Below are 14,778 nucleotides of genomic sequence, written 5' to 3' on the forward strand. Positions count from 1 at the left end.
ATGCCGTCCAGCGCCGCTTGCAGCAGCGGCAGCAGCGCCGGGTCGAGGGCGCGCGCGGTGCAGGGCGGCGCCTGGAACGCCAGCATGCCGCCGGCCTGTCGTTCAATGTGCACCAGGCCGACGCCGCACTCCTGCACGATGCGCGCGCCTTTCGGCTGCATGCCCGCGTCGAGCAGCGCGTGCGCCGTGCCCAGGGTCGGATGGCCGGCGAACGGGAATTCCATCTCGGGCGAAAAAATGCGCACGCGGTAGTCGGCTGCCGGGTCGCGCGGCGCCAGCACGAAGGTGGTTTCCGACAGGCCCGTCCAGCGCGCGATCGCCTGCATCTGCGCGCCGTCGAGGCCATCGGCGCCGAGCACCACCGCCAGCGGATTGCCCATGAACGGCACCCGGCTGAAGACATCGACCTGCTTGAAGGGGCGCGGCTGCGGCATGGAAACTCCTGGTTGACTTAGCAAACTTGGTGCGCTGCGCGCAGGCGCTGCAGCGACAGCCGGTTCAAATACCAGGTCAGCAGCACGGCGGCCACCGTCAAGCCCGTGACCAGGCCGATCCAGAAACCGGCGGCGGCCATCGGCTCGGCCGGCGACCAGAGGAAGCCGGCCGGCGCCAGTCCCAGCACATAGCCGATGGGCAGCGAGAAGCCCCAGAACGCCAGCAGCTGGATCAGCATCGGCTGGCGCGTCACCTTGTAGCCGCGGATGGCGCACGAGGTGGCCACCTGCGTGGCGTCGGACAGCTGGAACAGGGCGGCGAACAGCAGCAGCTGCGCGCACAGGGTCTGCACTTGCGGATCGGACGTGTAGGCCTGCGCGATCTGGTGGCGGAAGACGGTGATCAGGGTGGCCGAGACGATGGCCGCCGTCAGCGACATGCCCACGCCGACCCATGAAATGAAACGCGCGCGGCGCAGATTGGCTTCGCCCACGGCGTGGCCCACGCGCGTGACCAGCGCGATGCCGAAGGTGAGCGGCACCATGAACACGACGGACGAAAAATTCAGGGCGATCTGGTGCGCCGATACCTGGATCACGCCGAAGCGCGCCACCAGCAGGCTGATGACACCGAACGCGCTCACCTCGGCAAAATAAGTCACGCCGATGGGCAGGCCCAGGCGCAGCATGGGGCCGATGGACGACATCTGCGGACCTTCCCAGTGCGTGAACGGGTAGGTGGCGCGGTAGGCGGGAGCGATGCGGATCCAGGCCAGCATGGCCAGCAGCATCATCCACACGCAGCAGGTGGTGGCCACGGCGCAGCCCACGCCGCCCAGTTTCGGCATGCCCCAGTGGCCGTAGATCAGCAGGTAGTTGACCAGGATGTTCAGCGCCAGCGCGGCCAGCGCGATGACCATCACGGGCTTGGTCTGGTTGATGCTGGTGCTGTAGCCGTACAGCGCGCGGTAGGCGGCGAACGGCGGCAGGGCGCAGCTGATGATGTGCACGAACAGCTTGGCCTTGGCGGCCACGGCCGGTTCCAGCATCAGGTGGTCGAACACCAGTGCCGCCATGTTCGTCAGCAGGCACGCCACCAGGCCGACCAGCAGCGCCTTCCACAGCGACTGGCGCACGATGTGCGGTACCTTGTCGTGGCGCGCGGCGCCGATTTCATGCGCCACCAGGGTATTGATCGCCATCATGATGCCGCTCACGGTGACCAGCACGATGGACCAGATGGCCGCGCCCAGGGACACGGCCGCCAGCTCCTCGGGATTCGTATGCCCGGTCATGGCCACGTCGGCCGCGCCCATGCCGACGGTGGCCAGCTGGCCGATCAGGATGGGCCAGGCCAGCTTCCAGAGCGACGAGACTTCATTGCGGACGGCGGGCAGGGTGAACGAGGTAGTGTGGGGCATGGGGACGCGGGCTGGACTAAACACGGGATTCTACTGATTTTCAGCGCGCTTGTCCGCCGCCGCGCCCCGGCGTGCCGGCGCGGTAATCATTTGTTACAGCTAAGAAGGGCGGCCGCGGCTAGACTGCGTGTTCTATTTGGCAAGATGACCAAATAGTCACACCGCAGTACCCTGACTATGGAGTATGACCATGTTGAAGAAAGCCTTGAACTGCGCCCTGCTGCTGGGCGCCGCCATGACGGCCGAACTGGCCGGCGCCGGCGAACTGACCCTGTATTCGCGCGACGATTATCACGGCCGCTCGCAGACCGTGCGCGACGCCGTCGCCGACCTTGACGATGTGCGTTTCAACGATACGACGCAAAGCATCCGCGTGCGTTCGGGCAGGTGGGAGGCGTGCGAGGAAGCGGATTTTCGCGGCGCCTGCTTCCTGCTCGAGGCGGGCGAATATCCGTCGCTGGATGGCCATGCCAACAAAATTACCTCGCTGCGCGAAGTGCGCGGCGGCTGGGGCGGCTATCCGGGCCGTGAGCGCGAGCATGACCGGGGCCGTGACCGGGATGGCGAGCGCGAGCAGGACGGTGACTGGGAGCGTGGGCGCGGCCACCGTCCGGGGCGCTCGCTGGGGGGCGAACTGACCTTGTACACGCGCGACGATTTTACCGGCCGCCAGCTGACCGTGCGCAATCGGGCGGGCGACTTGCGCGAACGCGATTTCAATGACACGGCACAGAGCGTGCGCGTGCGCGCCGGCTATTGGGAAGTGTGCGAGGACACGGACTTCCGCGGCCGCTGCCGCACGCTGGGACCGGGCGAATACGCGAGCCTGGAGCGCATGAGCAACCGTATTTCCTCGGTGCGCGAAGTGCGCTGACGCGCGCCGCAGCCTTGGAAACGCGCACTGGCCGGCCCCTGTCAGGGCTGGCCATTGCTTTTGGTAACAATTTGTTGTCCTTTTCCCATACTTTGTTACACCGTTTTTTCTGTGGATGGCTACACTGGCATCAGTTGTCAGCTTAATCACGCACTTATCCACACTGGAGCTCGCCCCATGAATCGTCCGCTGCGCCTTGCACTGCTGTGCGCCAGTTCGCTGTTGCTCCATTTCCCGGCGCATGCCGCCGAAATCAGTTTGTATACCGATGATAATTTCAAGGGCCGGGTGGTTGTGCTGCGCGACACGACGGACGATTTGTCGCGCATGAATTTCAATGACACGGTGTCGAGCATCAAGGTCGCTTCGGGCAGCTGGGAGGTGTGCGCGCATGCCAACTTCAAGGGTGAATGCAAGACCTTCGAGCGTGGCGATTACCGCTCCATGCCGGGCATGAATGACAAGATCTCCTCGGTACGTCTGGCGGACGGCAGGGGCGGCGGCCGGCCCGGAACGCCATCCTCGCCATCCTCGGCGGAACCATCGCCGTCGCCAGAACCGTCGCCGTCGCCAGAGCCGTCGCGGCCACCGCCGGAGCGCGAGCGCGGCGGGGCGCTGCAAGTGTTTGACAAGGCGGCGCAGGGCGGTGCCTCGGTCGACATCAACAGCGACCGCGACGACTTTGTCGATATCGGCTTCAATGACCGTTCCGCCAGCATCCGCGTGCGCCACGGCTACTGGCAACTGTGCAGCGACTCCAATTTCCACGGCAGCTGCCGCGTGTATTCTCCGGGCAGCTATGAATTGCCGCGCAACCTGCAAGGCAAGACTTCATCGGCGCGCCTGGTTGACCCGCGCGAGGAAAACCAGCCGGCCAGCGACGACCCGATGCTGCTGCTGTATCCGCGCTCCCACATGGGCGGACGGGGCCTGCCGGTGAATCGCGACATGAGCGATCTGGTACGCATGAATTTTAACGACCAGACCAACTCCATTGTCATCAATACTGGCGACTGGGAAGTGTGCGCCGATGCGCATTACGGCGGCCGCTGCGAGGTGCTCGAGCCGGGTATCTACAATACGCTCGATGCACTCGACGGCCGCATTTCGTCGCTGCGCCGCCTGCGTTGACACGGCACCGCAATACATGAAGAATGACGATAGATTAACCGGAGCTGAAAAATGATATCCCCTAGCCTGAAACTGGCGCTGTTTTCCAGCGCCATCCTGTTCACCCACCTGGGCGCCCATGCGAGCGAAATCACCCTGTTCGAGGATGATAACTTCCGCGGCCGCGCGGTGACCCTGCGCGAAACGACGGACGATCTGTCGCGCATGGGCTTCAACGACAAGGCGTCCAGCATCATGGTGCGTTCGGGTTCCTGGGACGTGTGCACCGATGCCGGCTTCCGTGGCAATTGCCGCACCCTGGGACCGGGTGAATACCGTTCGCTGCCGGGCATGAATGACGCCATCACCTCGGTGCGCGAATCGGGACGCGGCGATGGCCCGGGCCGCCCCGGACGCGATCCGGACCGTGGCAACGGCGGCTATGGCCGTGGTTCGACCCTGGAAGTGTATTCGGGCGCCGGCCAGAATGGCGGTTCGGCGCGCCTGAACCGCGACACGGACGATTTCGTCAATATCGGTTTCAACGACCGCACCAGCAGCATCGTCATCTACAACGGATACTGGCAGCTGTGCAGCGATTCGAACTACAACGGCACCTGCCGCGTGTTTGGCCCAGGCCGCCATGACGACCTGGGGCGCGGCCTCGATGGGCGCGTCTCGTCGGCGCGCATGGTCGATGAACGCGAAGCGCGGCGCCAGCAGCAATACGAGAACCAGTACCAGCGGCCGCAGTACGAGCAGCAATATCCGCAGTACCAGCAGCCGCAGTACCAGCAGCGCGGCGCCATCCTGCTGTTCCCCGATGCGGGCATGCGCGGCGAGCCGCTGGCGCTGGAGCGCAGCGCGGACGACCTGGTGCGCTTCAATTTCAACGACCGCGCTTCGTCCATCGTCGTCAATGAGGGCCAGTGGGAAGTGTGCAGCGATTCGAACTTCCAGGGCCGCTGCGAAGTGATCGGGCCGGGCGAGTATGGCCGCCTGAATGGCCTGGAAAATCAGATTTCCTCGCTGCGCCGCGTGCGCTGATGGCGCCACCAGTGCTGACTGGCCGCCCGCCGGGTGCATCCCGCCGGGCGGCTTTTACATTCCCTGCCGTGTGCTGACATTTGCTTGCCCTTTGTTACACTCGCCGCCTGCCGCCTGGTCTACACTGGCGAAAATGTAATCTGTATTGGAGTTGTCATGGTTCGATCTTTCCGTCCCGCGCTGTTATGCGTGGCTACCTTCCTTGCCCCGGCCTGCGCGTTCGCGGGCGAAATCACCCTGTTCGAGGATGCCGGTTTCCGTGGCCGTCCCGTCACCCTGCGCTCCGACGCGGGCGACCTGTCGCGCATGGGCTTTAACGACAAGACCTCCAGCATCATCGTGCGTTCCGGTACCTGGGAAGTGTGCAAGGACGCCAACTACCGCGGCAATTGCCGCACCCTGGGGCCGGGCCGCTACAGCAGCATGCCGGGCATGAACGACGCCATCTCCTCGGTGCGCGAAGCGGGCCGTCCCGGCCACGGCGGCGATCACCGCCCGTATCCGCCGCGCCCGCCGCGTCCGGAACCCGAGCGTCCGCATCCCGGCTATCCCGGCCATGGCGGCGGCCACCGTCCCGACGCCAACGGCGCCGTGCTGATGTTTCCCGATGCGGGCATGCGTGGCCGGCCCGTGCGCCTGGACCGCGAGGTGCGCGACTTGAGCCGCTACGGCTTCAATGACCGCGCCGAATCGATCGTCGTCAACTACGGCCGCTGGGAATTCTGCGTCGATGCCGACTTCCGCGGCCGCTGCGTGGTCATGGGCCCGGGCAGCTACGGCCGCCTGCACAATGGCCTGGACCGCCGTATCTCCTCGGTGCGCCGCCTGCGCTGATACGCCCGCGCGGGCGCCGTTGTATTGTGCGCACGCTGTGCTTCGGGCAATTCGTGTACTCTTCCCACAGGCGGTTCAACCATGGGGAGCAAGCACGGTGGAATACAAGGACTACTACAAGGAACTCGGCGTCGAGAAAACGGCGACCGAGGCCGAGATCAAGAAGGCGTACCGCAAGCTGGTACGCAAATACCATCCCGACGTCAGCAAGGAACCGGACGCCGACAAGCGCACCAAGGCCCTGAATGAAGCCTACGGCGTGCTGGGCGACCCTGAAAAGCGCGCCGCCTACGATGAACTGGGCCGCAACCAGGGCGCGCAGGGCCAGCCTTTCCGTCCGCCGCCGGACTGGGGATCGGGCTACGAATCGTCGGGCGTCGACGACAGCGATTTCTTTGCCGACCTGTTCGCCCACGTGGGCGGACGGCGCCGCGCCAACAGCACCTTCCAGATGCAGGGCGAAGACAGCCACGCCGCCATCACCATCGATTTGCAGGACAGCTACCAGGGCGCCAAGCGCCACATCGTCATGCGCGTGCCGGAAGCGGATGCGCAAGGCCATGTCGTCACGCGCGAGCGCACGCTGGAAGTGACGATCCCGAAAGGCGTCACGGAAGGCCAGCAGCTGCGCATGAAAGGCCAAGGCCATCCTGGCAGCGGCGGCGCGCCGGCCGGCGACTTGTATCTGGAAATCCGCTTCCAGCCCGATGCGCGCTACAAGGTGGAAGGGCGCGACGTCTTCGAGACCGTGCCCGTCACGCCATGGGAAGCGGCGCTGGGCGGCGAAATCGCCGTGCCCACGCCATCGGGCACCGTGGCCGTCACCGTGCCGCCCAATTCGCAGACGGGACGCAAGCTGCGCCTGAAAGGGCGCGGCATTCCCGCCGCCCAGCCGGGCGACCTGTATCTGCTGCTGGAAGTGGTGCTGCCGCCGGCGAACGACGACAAGGCGCGCGAACTGTATGCAACCATGGCGCGCGAGATGGCTTTCAATCCGCGCCAGAAGCTGGGAGGGTAAATCATGGCAAACAACGTAATTGGCGAATTGCTCGAAGACCGCGCCCTGAGCCTGGAAGAGCTGGCGCGCGCCTGCGCCGTGGAGCCGGACTGGGTGGTGCAGCATGTGCAGACGGGCGTGCTGCTGCAGGATGGCCCGCCGCCGGGGCAGCTGACTGCCTGGCGCTTCACCAGCCTGGACCTGGTGCGCGCGCGCCGCCTGCACGAGATCGAATCCGTGTTCGACGCCAATGCGGACCTGGCCGCGCTGGTGGTCGACCTGTCGGAAGAAGTGGCGCGTTTGCGGCGCCGCCTGCACGTGCTGGGCGTGGAGTAGTTTTTATTCAGGTTCGCCGTGGCGTGACACGGTGAGCCTGGCAATATAAAACTGCCCGTCGACGACGACCCGGTGCGGGATGCCGGCCACGTCGAAGCCGGGGCCGCCGTCCTCCATCCATTCCTGCGCCAGGGAGTCGAACTGCTGCGGCGTCATGCGCAGCATTTGCGCCGTGATGACGAAGCGCGCGCCAGGTTTTTGCTTGTTGACGAAGTCGTCGATGCCGGCCATGGTGTTTCCTTGTTAAAGTGTTACCCGCATCATACCTGTCTCCATTGCCAGCTCACAACGCCTAACAAAACCGTCGCGAGCGGCAGTGATTTGTGGCTAAGAAGCGCAACCGTACTCTAGTACGGTGAGCATCGCAGGCCGCAAAGCGCGACGCGCAGCAGGTTTTGTTCGGCGTTTAAAACCCCTGCACCAGCAACGGCAACTGCTGTGCAAACCGCTCCGCCAGCCATTTGCCCGCCTGGCCCGGCGGCGTGTCGGCGCGCTGGATCAGGTAGATCGGATAATTCTCGCCATTGTCGACGGCCAGCGGCAGGTGCACCAGGCGGCCATCGGCCAGGTCGTCGCGCACCATCGCCTCGGGCATGTTGCCCCAGCCCAGGCCCGCGCGCAGCAGGGCGTGCTTGGAACCGAGGTCGCCCAGGCGCCAGTTGCGCAGGCCCAGCACGCCGAAATCCTGGCCTTCCGTCAGCACGCTGCGGTCGCTCAGCACCAGCTGCACATGCTCGCGCGCCAGGCTGGAAGGAATCGGGCCTTCCAGCTGCGCCAGCGCGTGGCTGGGCGCGGCCACGGGAATCAGGCGCACGTGGCCGACAGCCAGGCGCTCGAAGACGCTGGCAGTGGCCGTCATCCAGCCGCCCAGGCCCAGGTGGCAGCTGCCATCCATCACCAGCTGCGCCACGGCGCCCATGGCTTCGATGCGCAGGCGCAGGGCGACGGTGGGAAACTGCGCCTGGAACGCTTCCAGTATGCGCACCAGCACGCAGGTGGGGAACATCACGTCGACCACCACCGACACTTCCGCTTCCAGCCCGCCCGCCAGCGCTTTCGCGCGGGCCCGCATGCCGTCCACTTTCAGGGCCACGGCGCGCGCGTCGGCCAGCAGGGCACGTCCCGCATCCGTCAGGGTGGGCTTGCGCTTGCCCCGGTCCAGCAGCACGACATTGAGCTGGTCTTCCAGGTTGGCGATGGTGTAGCTGATGACCGATTGCGTGCGGTGCAGCTGGCGCGCCGCATGGGCGAAACCGCCAGCGTCGATGACGGCGACAAACACGCGCAACTGGTCGAGCGAAGGTTGGCCCGGTTCTCTCATGGTGCGTCCATATCTAAAAATTCGATGCTATTCATTTATATTTACACGGTTTCATCGATATTAGACCCGAACTATGATGTGTGCAAGTGCAGCAAACGCCGCACCCCCATCTATCGTCTCTGAAGGAGTGCAGCATGGCCAAGGTACTACACATCAATAGCAGCGTCCGCAACAACGGTTCCCTGTCGCGTCAATTGTCGGGCGAGTTCGTCGCCAAACTGGCCGCGCAAGGCGCCAGCGTCGTCGAGCGCGACCTGGCGCAGAACCCCGTGCCGCACCTGACGGAAGAAGTGATGGGCGCGTTCTTCACGCCGGCCGACCAGCGCAGCGCGCAGGCGGCAGCGGCGGTGCAGCTGTCCGATACCCTGGTCGATGAATTGCTGGCCGCCGACGTGGTGGTACTGGCCGCGCCCATGTACAATTTTTCCGTGCCATCGACCCTGAAGGCGTGGATCGACCACGTGGCGCGCGCGGGCCGCACCTTCCAGTACACGGCCACGGGCCCCGTCGGCCTGGCGACCGGCAAGAAAGCGGTGATCTTCACGGCCAGCGGCGGCGTCTACAGCGAAGGCCCCGGCGCCGCGTATGACTACTTGAGCACCTATCTGCGCACGGCGCTGGGCTTCATCGGCATCACCGACATCGAGTTCGTGCAAGCCGAAGGCGTGGCCATGGGCGAGGAAGCCGTGGCCGGTGCCATCGCCAAGGGGCGCGCCTCGATCGAAGCCCTGGCCGCCTGATCCCGCCGGCACCGGAATCGCCAGCCCGGCGCGGCTGGCATCCGCTTGCCGGCGGCACGCCCGTGCCAGCCCGGCGGGCGCCACGCCTGTCCAGTCAAGCCCGCTCATGCCGGGCACCGGGGCTGGCCATCCCGCCAGCGCATTGCTCTTCGCCCGCCGCATGCCGGCGCGGCAGCAAAAAATCCACCGCATCATCAGCACCGGGCAGCGCCATGCGCTACGCCTGCCGCAGGCCGCTGGTATCCGCCGCAGGCGCGGCCTGGCGCCAGTAACTGTCCAGCGCCTGCGACGCTTCGGGCGCGACATTGGCCTGCGTATCGCTTTCGGCGAGAAAGACGAGGACCTGTGCGATGGCCATGCGCTGGCCTTCGTCCAGTGCGGCAAACCGGGCCAGCTTGTCATTGCGCGAGGATCCCGCGCGCGCCGGTGGCGTCAGGGCGGCAAGCGTCATGCCCGCCACGTCGCACTGCCAGAACGGCACGTGCAAATGGCTGAGCACATGGCGCAGGTAGGCGGGCAGGAAGTAGCGGAAATCGTCAGCCGGCATATGTGCCAGCACAACCTGGCCGGCTTCCAGTTCGGCATCGGCGATGTCTTGCCAGGCGGCGTCCGTGCGCTGCCGGCCCGCCGCGTTCCATTCCCGTTCGGGGAAGTCGTCGTCCATGCCGTGCAGGTCGGTCAGCTGGAACTGGCGCAGCGACGTGTCGGTGCGCGGCACGCCGTCAAAGGCCCGTTCGATGGCGGTAATCAGTGCTTCGGTGTGCATCGGCGGTTCAATCCTGTGGCAATTCGCGAATTTCCAGCGTACCACCTGCGTTCAGTACGGGGTTTCCTATTAACAATCTTTTAGCATCGTCTATACTTTCAGCTTGCACGCGGATATAGCCAGACAAGTGTGGCGTCACCTCCCTGGCCTGGCCGGAGCGGTGCACGCAGACACCGGCGTCGATGGAACTGCCGCCGCAGAAGCGGCCGCTGGCACGCAGCATGGCAAAGTAGCTGTCCCATGCGGGCGTGGCGACATCCACCGGTGTCTCCGTATCATCGTGCATGAAGATGATGTAGTCATTCATCTGTTTTCTCCTGTGTCGCATGATAAAAATAAAGAGCTCAATGAGTATCTTGAGCAAGCGTTGAGCAAGTGCGCGCACATGGTTTTTACTTTTTACCGCGTCAGTCCGTAGAGACAAGCTGTCCGGCCATGCCAATTTTGGAGCAAACATCGTGCCGATAAAGTATGTTGATTTTTATGAGGTGAATTACACGGCGGAGCCCTTGCGGGGCTGCAAGCTGTGGGGCGCCTACGTCGCCATCTATGCGCCGTCGCCCAACCCCATGCACCGCATGAATCTGGTGAAAAAGCGCCGCGTCTCGGCCGACCAGCCATTTGCGACGGAAGCGGACGCCGTCGCCGAAGCGGGCGACGTGGCGGTCAAGCTGGTCGAGCGGCGCCGGCGCCGCTATGTCTTCCACCCCTGATGCCATAACGCACCATCCTGCAGGGCGCGCCAGGGCAGGATCTGCACGCGCCCGGAATGCACGGCTTCCAGCGCCACGTGCGTGACGGGAGCATCCGGCGACTCCGCTGAATCCGGCGCGCACACCTTGACGACCAGGAAATGTTTTTCCTTGTTGACGGGCGTGACAGCCGTCCACTTGCTGTTCAATAACTTGTTTGGATGCAATTCGTTGCGATTTGGAAGGTTCATGGCGGACACTGGCATGGCGAGATGGCGAAGTTGCCATTATCATGCAAGTTCCCGCCACGCACGAGGATCACCATGAAACGCCAGCTGCACCTGCTCGTCATCGACCCGCAAAACGATTTCTGCGACTTGCCGCCCGACTGGCTGCCCACAGGGGACGCGCCCGCGCTACCCGTGGCCGGCGCGCACCAGGACATGCTGCGCGTGGCGCAGCTGATCCGCGAAGGCGGCGCTGGCCTGACGCAGATCAGCATCACCCTCGACGCCCATCACCGCTACGACATCGCCCACCCGACGTTCTGGCGCGCGGGCGATGGCGGCGCCGTGGCGCCATTTACGCAGATCAGCGCGCAGCAGGTGCGCGACCGCCTGTATCTGCCGGCCGCCGCCGATGCCTTGCCGCGCGCGCTGGCCTATCTCGATGCGCTGGAGCAGGCCGGGCGCTACCGCCTGATGGTGTGGCCCGTGCACTGCGAGATCGGTTCCTGGGGACAGAATATCCATGCGGCCGTGCGCGCCGCCTACAACGGGTGGGAAGTGGCAAAGCTGCAAGTAGCTGCCAAACTGAGCAAGGGTTCGAACCCGTGGACCGAGCATTACTCGGCCGTCATGGCGGAAGTGCCCGATGCGCAGGACGCCGCCACCCAGCTCAACCGTCCCTTCCTCGACACCCTGCTGCCGGCGCAGCAGATCTATATCGGCGGCGAGGCGGGCAGCCATTGCGTGAAGGCCAGCACGGAACATATCGCCGACTACCTGCAGGACCAGCAGGGGCCGCAGGCCGTGGCGCGCCTGGTGCTGCTGACGGACTGCATGAGCCCGGTGACAGGTTTTGAAACGCAGCAGCGCGACTTCCTTGCAGCCATGCAAGCGCGTGGCGCACGGCTGGCCACGGCGGCCCAGGTCTTGCCTGAATGGCTGGCCAATGCGGACGCTTGAGGGGATTTCTTCAGCAGGCCCAGCCGAAACGCCGGCGGTGGCGTACTATTCTGGCTTCAGGAAGTTGGAGAAAACACACATGACCCCGATAGTGCGCAGTTTGCTGGAAACCGATCTGTATAAATTTACAATGTGGCAAGCCTTGCTGCACGGTCATCCGAACACCCATACCGAATACGAATTTGTCTGCCGCAACAAAACCGCCTTCCCGCTGGCCGAACTGAAGGCCGAGCTGGAAGAGCAGCTCGACCACCTGTGCGCGATGTCGTTTGCCGACGACGAACTGGCCTATCTGCGCACCCTGCGTTTCATGAAGAGCGATTTCGTCGACTTCCTGACGGTGTTCCGCTTCCAGCGCAAGTTCATCGACGTGAGCACGGATGGCGACACCTTGCTGGTACACGCGGCCGGGCCGCAGGTGCATGTGATGGGCTTCGAGATTTTCGTGCTGTACATCATCAACGAACTGTATTTCCGCCGTTTCGACCTGGACGCGGCCATGCGCGAAGGGCGCCACCGCCTGGGCTTGAAAGTGGCGGCCGTCAAGGAGTTCGGCAAGCTGCCGCGCCGCAAGCACCCGTTCGAGTTTTCCGATTTCGGCGTGCGCCGGCGCTTCTCCGGCGCCTGGCACGACGAGGTTGTGCAGCGCCTGGCGCGCGAAGTGCCCGAGTATTTCAAGGGCACGTCGAATGTCTACCTGGCGAAAAAGCTCGGTATCGTGCCGATCGGCACCATGGCGCATGAGTACATGCAGTCGTTCCAGTCGTTTGGCGTGCGCCTGCGCGATTTCCAGAAGGCGGCGCTGGAAGACTGGGTGCAGGAGTACCGGGGCGACCTGGGCATCGCCCTGACGGACGTGGTCGGCATGGATGCGTTTCTGGCCGACTTCGACCTGTATTTCGCCAAGCTGTTTGACGGCTTGCGCCACGATTCGGGCGACCCCGTCGAGTGGGGCGAAAAGGCGCTGGCGCACTATGCGGCCCTGCGCATCGACGCCAACACCAAGCGCCTGGTGTTTTCGGACGGCCTGGACCTGGACAAGGCCTTTGCCCTGTACCAGCACTTCGCCGACCGCATCATGACGGGCTTTGGCATCGGCACCAATCTGACCAACGATGTCGGCCTGACACCGCTCAACATCGTCATGAAACTGGTGCGCTGCAATGGCCAGTCGGTGGCAAAACTCTCCGACTCGCCCGGCAAGACCCTGTGCAAGGATGAAACCTTCCTCGCGTACCTGCGACAGGTGTTCCACCATCCTGCCGTCCAGGCGCCTGTCTAGTAGGGGAGGTCGGATTAGCGGGGTCGCCGAGGTGCGGCAAAGCCGCGCGTAATCCGACAAGCCCGCCAAACCCGCCAAACCTGGCAAGGCGGGCGCCACGCAGTGTGCCCAGCGTAGTTGATCCGGCCCGCGATGGTGATGCGTGCCGGCCCGCCGTTCACGCTCCCTGGCTAAAAAGCCGACTCAAAACCCCGTCACCACCGTATTCATGTGCTCCACCTGCGGCGGCGCGGCAAAGAACTCGCCCACCAGGGCGCGCCATGCCTGGAAATCGTCGCTGCCGCGGAAATGCACGGTATGGTCTTCCAGTGTCGTCCAGCCCACCACCAGGCGGTAGGCATCGCCATTTTCGATCGAGCGCTCCAGGCGCATCGACTCGCAGCCGCGTGCGCGCTGGAACAGGGGCACGGCTTGCGTCACGGCCGCTTCGAAGGCAGCGTGCGTGGCGGGCTTGATCTGGATATGGGCAATTTCAAAAATCATGGCAAGTTCCGGTTCTGAAAGAAAGAACGCTGATCTTGCCACAGATTGTGCCCGCTTGCGGACGGGCGATGGCGCCCATGCCGCTCAGTTGGCGTCGGCCGGCTTGTCCAGGGTCTGCTGCAGATACGTTTCCAGTTGCGGCACGTTCATGCTGGCCACGTCGCGGGCCAGCGCATGGCGCACGTGTTTTTCCACCTGGGTGTCCAGGCTGTGGCGCAGTTGTCCCAGGAACTTGGGCGCGGCCACCAGGCACAGCTTGCTGTAGCGCTGCTGCTGCAAGCCCTGTAGCAGCAGCTGTGCGATATGCCGGGCAAACCGTTCGTTTTCGTGCTCGACCGGCGTGACCCGGGGCTCGGTCGTGTGTGCCTGCGTACCTGCTTGCGTGCCCGAGCGCATGCCGCCGCCGAAGCGCCCGCTTTCATCGCTGTTGAGTGCGTTGTCGTTGGTGTGGCCGGCGGGGTTGACCAGGTCCTGCAGTTCGCCCAGCTGGTTCTGCTGTCCCAGCACAAAGAACCGCGCCCTGCTGCTGTCGGCCACCACTACCCAGGTTGCGTCCATGCCCGTCCTCCTTGCCTTGTCTTTGCGATGTCCATGCGATGTCCATGCCGGTTCCTGTTCCACGCGCCTGCCCTTGCTAATTTTGCTGATTTCGCTGATTTCGCTAATGGCGTAAAGACGCTGCGCCGCCATGCCCATTCTGGTTGCCCGGGCCGCTGCCCGCCGCATGGCATTGGGCTGTGCGCTGCTCGATATCGCTGCCGCCGCAGGCGTGCAGGATGGCTTGCGCGCGCGCCTGTTCCTCGGCGTGGCGCGTGGCCACGATCAGGCGCGACATGCCGCGAAACGCCGTCTTGCCATCGTTGCGCTGGTACGCATGGTTGTCGCCCCCGAACACGGCATGGACGGCCCGCCCGAGCCAGCTGGTGATGGTGTCGTAGTTGCCGACCGTGAAATTGCCCTGCACCGGCCCCGCCTCGTCGTCAGCCGTATGCAGCTGCACGGCATGCGCCGCAAAACCATCGGCCAGCAAGGCCGTACGGGCACGTTCGGCATCGGCGAAATGGTCGAAGATGCGTATCAGGGTGACGCTATGGCTGCTGTTCATGGCCCGGCTTTCAAAGGTGGTCGTTTGAATTTGACCGGCGAGCCTTGAAATAATTCTGCCTCAGCCTCTAAATTCCTGCATTAAGGCGCAAAAGTTTGATAAATATCCAGTATGGCTGCCAAGTCGCGCTAAGATACGCCTTGCGGTGC

20 protein-coding genes are annotated in these 14,778 nt (G+C 64.5%); 10 read left to right on the plus strand and 10 right to left on the minus strand.

Annotated features, from left to right (window positions below; translation table 11 throughout):
* Positions 1 to 434, minus strand: a 434-nt coding sequence (locus JaAD80_RS03285; RefSeq protein ID WP_146012242.1) for a PhzF family phenazine biosynthesis protein, incomplete at its 3' end; no start/stop codon positions are given.
* 17 nt (positions 435 to 451) lie between these two features.
* A complete protein-coding gene (locus JaAD80_RS03290) occupies positions 452 to 1,855 on the minus strand; it encodes an MATE family efflux transporter (protein WP_102292860.1) in 1,404 nt (467 codons plus the stop codon).
* A gap of 190 nt (positions 1,856 to 2,045) precedes the next feature.
* Between JaAD80_RS03290 and JaAD80_RS03295 the strand changes: the two genes are divergently transcribed.
* From JaAD80_RS03295 to JaAD80_RS03320, 6 genes are all read left to right on the plus strand, one after another.
* Complete coding sequence (locus JaAD80_RS03295) at positions 2,046 to 2,729, plus strand: beta/gamma crystallin-related protein (protein WP_180979275.1); 684 nt, start codon at positions 2,046 to 2,048, stop codon at positions 2,727 to 2,729.
* Between the two features lie 177 nt (positions 2,730 to 2,906).
* Positions 2,907 to 3,860, plus strand: a complete 954-nt coding sequence (locus JaAD80_RS03300) for a beta/gamma crystallin-related protein (protein ID WP_102292862.1) — start codon at positions 2,907 to 2,909, stop codon at positions 3,858 to 3,860.
* Between the two features lie 51 nt (positions 3,861 to 3,911).
* Positions 3,912 to 4,886, plus strand: a complete 975-nt coding sequence (locus JaAD80_RS03305; protein WP_102292863.1) for a beta/gamma crystallin-related protein — start codon at positions 3,912 to 3,914, stop codon at positions 4,884 to 4,886.
* Positions 4,887 to 5,042: 156 nt separating this feature from the next.
* Positions 5,043 to 5,720: a beta/gamma crystallin-related protein gene (locus JaAD80_RS03310; protein ID WP_102292864.1), complete on the plus strand. Its 678-nt coding sequence runs from the start codon at positions 5,043 to 5,045 to the stop codon at positions 5,718 to 5,720.
* Positions 5,721 to 5,817: 97 nt separating this feature from the next.
* Complete coding sequence (locus tag JaAD80_RS03315) at positions 5,818 to 6,738, plus strand: DnaJ C-terminal domain-containing protein (protein WP_102292865.1); 921 nt, start codon at positions 5,818 to 5,820, stop codon at positions 6,736 to 6,738.
* A 3-nt stretch (positions 6,739 to 6,741) separates the two neighbouring features.
* Entirely contained in the window at positions 6,742 to 7,053 is a 312-nt protein-coding gene (locus JaAD80_RS03320; protein WP_102292866.1) for a MerR family transcriptional regulator, read from the plus strand.
* A 3-nt stretch (positions 7,054 to 7,056) separates the two neighbouring features.
* On the opposite strand, the gene JaAD80_RS03325 is transcribed toward JaAD80_RS03320, so the two are convergent.
* Positions 7,057 to 7,284 (minus strand): hypothetical protein, encoded by a 228-nt coding sequence (locus JaAD80_RS03325; RefSeq protein ID WP_102292867.1) that lies wholly within the window; start codon positions 7,282 to 7,284, stop codon positions 7,057 to 7,059.
* A gap of 175 nt (positions 7,285 to 7,459) precedes the next feature.
* Positions 7,460 to 8,374 carry a LysR family transcriptional regulator gene (locus JaAD80_RS03330; protein WP_102292868.1) on the minus strand — a complete coding sequence of 305 codons (915 nt, stop codon included), beginning with the start codon at positions 8,372 to 8,374 and terminating at the stop codon, positions 7,460 to 7,462.
* A gap of 134 nt (positions 8,375 to 8,508) precedes the next feature.
* Between JaAD80_RS03330 and JaAD80_RS03335 the strand changes: the two genes are divergently transcribed.
* On the plus strand, positions 8,509 to 9,114 hold the full coding sequence (locus JaAD80_RS03335; RefSeq protein WP_102292869.1) for an FMN-dependent NADH-azoreductase: 606 nt from the start codon (positions 8,509 to 8,511) through the stop codon (positions 9,112 to 9,114).
* A gap of 217 nt (positions 9,115 to 9,331) precedes the next feature.
* Here the strand turns inward: JaAD80_RS03335 and JaAD80_RS03340 are convergent, their stop codons facing one another.
* Positions 9,332 to 9,880, minus strand: coding sequence for a DUF6714 family protein (locus JaAD80_RS03340; RefSeq protein WP_102292870.1), 549 nt, complete (start codon positions 9,878 to 9,880; stop codon positions 9,332 to 9,334).
* 7 nt (positions 9,881 to 9,887) lie between these two features.
* A complete protein-coding gene (locus tag JaAD80_RS31165; RefSeq protein ID WP_219726774.1) occupies positions 9,888 to 10,337 on the minus strand; it encodes a hypothetical protein in 450 nt (149 codons plus the stop codon).
* 1 nt (position 10,338) lies between these two features.
* Between JaAD80_RS31165 and JaAD80_RS03350 the strand changes: the two genes are divergently transcribed.
* Positions 10,339 to 10,593 carry a hypothetical protein gene (locus JaAD80_RS03350; protein WP_102292871.1) on the plus strand — a complete coding sequence of 85 codons (255 nt, stop codon included), beginning with the start codon at positions 10,339 to 10,341 and terminating at the stop codon, positions 10,591 to 10,593.
* On the opposite strand, the gene JaAD80_RS03355 is transcribed toward JaAD80_RS03350, so the two are convergent.
* On the minus strand, positions 10,575 to 10,838 hold the full coding sequence (locus JaAD80_RS03355; protein WP_258002787.1) for a TIGR02450 family Trp-rich protein: 264 nt from the start codon (positions 10,836 to 10,838) through the stop codon (positions 10,575 to 10,577). The two genes, JaAD80_RS03350 and JaAD80_RS03355, sit on opposite strands and share 19 nt — an antisense overlap.
* A gap of 57 nt (positions 10,839 to 10,895) precedes the next feature.
* Between JaAD80_RS03355 and JaAD80_RS03360 the strand changes: the two genes are divergently transcribed.
* Together JaAD80_RS03360 and pncB are read left to right on the plus strand one after the other, a co-directional pair.
* Positions 10,896 to 11,759 carry a cysteine hydrolase gene (locus tag JaAD80_RS03360; RefSeq protein ID WP_102292872.1) on the plus strand — a complete coding sequence of 288 codons (864 nt, stop codon included), beginning with the start codon at positions 10,896 to 10,898 and terminating at the stop codon, positions 11,757 to 11,759.
* Positions 11,760 to 11,838: 79 nt separating this feature from the next.
* Entirely contained in the window at positions 11,839 to 13,041 is a 1,203-nt protein-coding gene (gene pncB / locus JaAD80_RS03365) for a nicotinate phosphoribosyltransferase (RefSeq protein ID WP_102292873.1), read from the plus strand.
* A 183-nt stretch (positions 13,042 to 13,224) separates the two neighbouring features.
* Here the strand turns inward: pncB and JaAD80_RS03370 are convergent, their stop codons facing one another.
* The 3 genes from JaAD80_RS03370 to JaAD80_RS03380 form a co-directional block, all read right to left on the minus strand.
* Positions 13,225 to 13,524, minus strand: coding sequence for an antibiotic biosynthesis monooxygenase (locus tag JaAD80_RS03370; protein ID WP_102292874.1), 300 nt, complete (start codon positions 13,522 to 13,524; stop codon positions 13,225 to 13,227).
* 84 nt (positions 13,525 to 13,608) lie between these two features.
* A complete protein-coding gene (locus JaAD80_RS03375; protein ID WP_180979276.1) occupies positions 13,609 to 14,082 on the minus strand; it encodes a host attachment protein in 474 nt (157 codons plus the stop codon).
* Between the two features lie 103 nt (positions 14,083 to 14,185).
* Positions 14,186 to 14,629, minus strand: a complete 444-nt coding sequence (locus JaAD80_RS03380) for a hypothetical protein (RefSeq protein ID WP_102292876.1) — start codon at positions 14,627 to 14,629, stop codon at positions 14,186 to 14,188.
* Between the last annotated feature and the right edge of the window lie 149 nt (positions 14,630 to 14,778).

The sequence above is a fragment of the Janthinobacterium sp. AD80 genome (genome assembly GCF_002878455.1).
GTDB lineage: Bacteria > Pseudomonadota > Gammaproteobacteria > Burkholderiales > Burkholderiaceae_D > Janthinobacterium.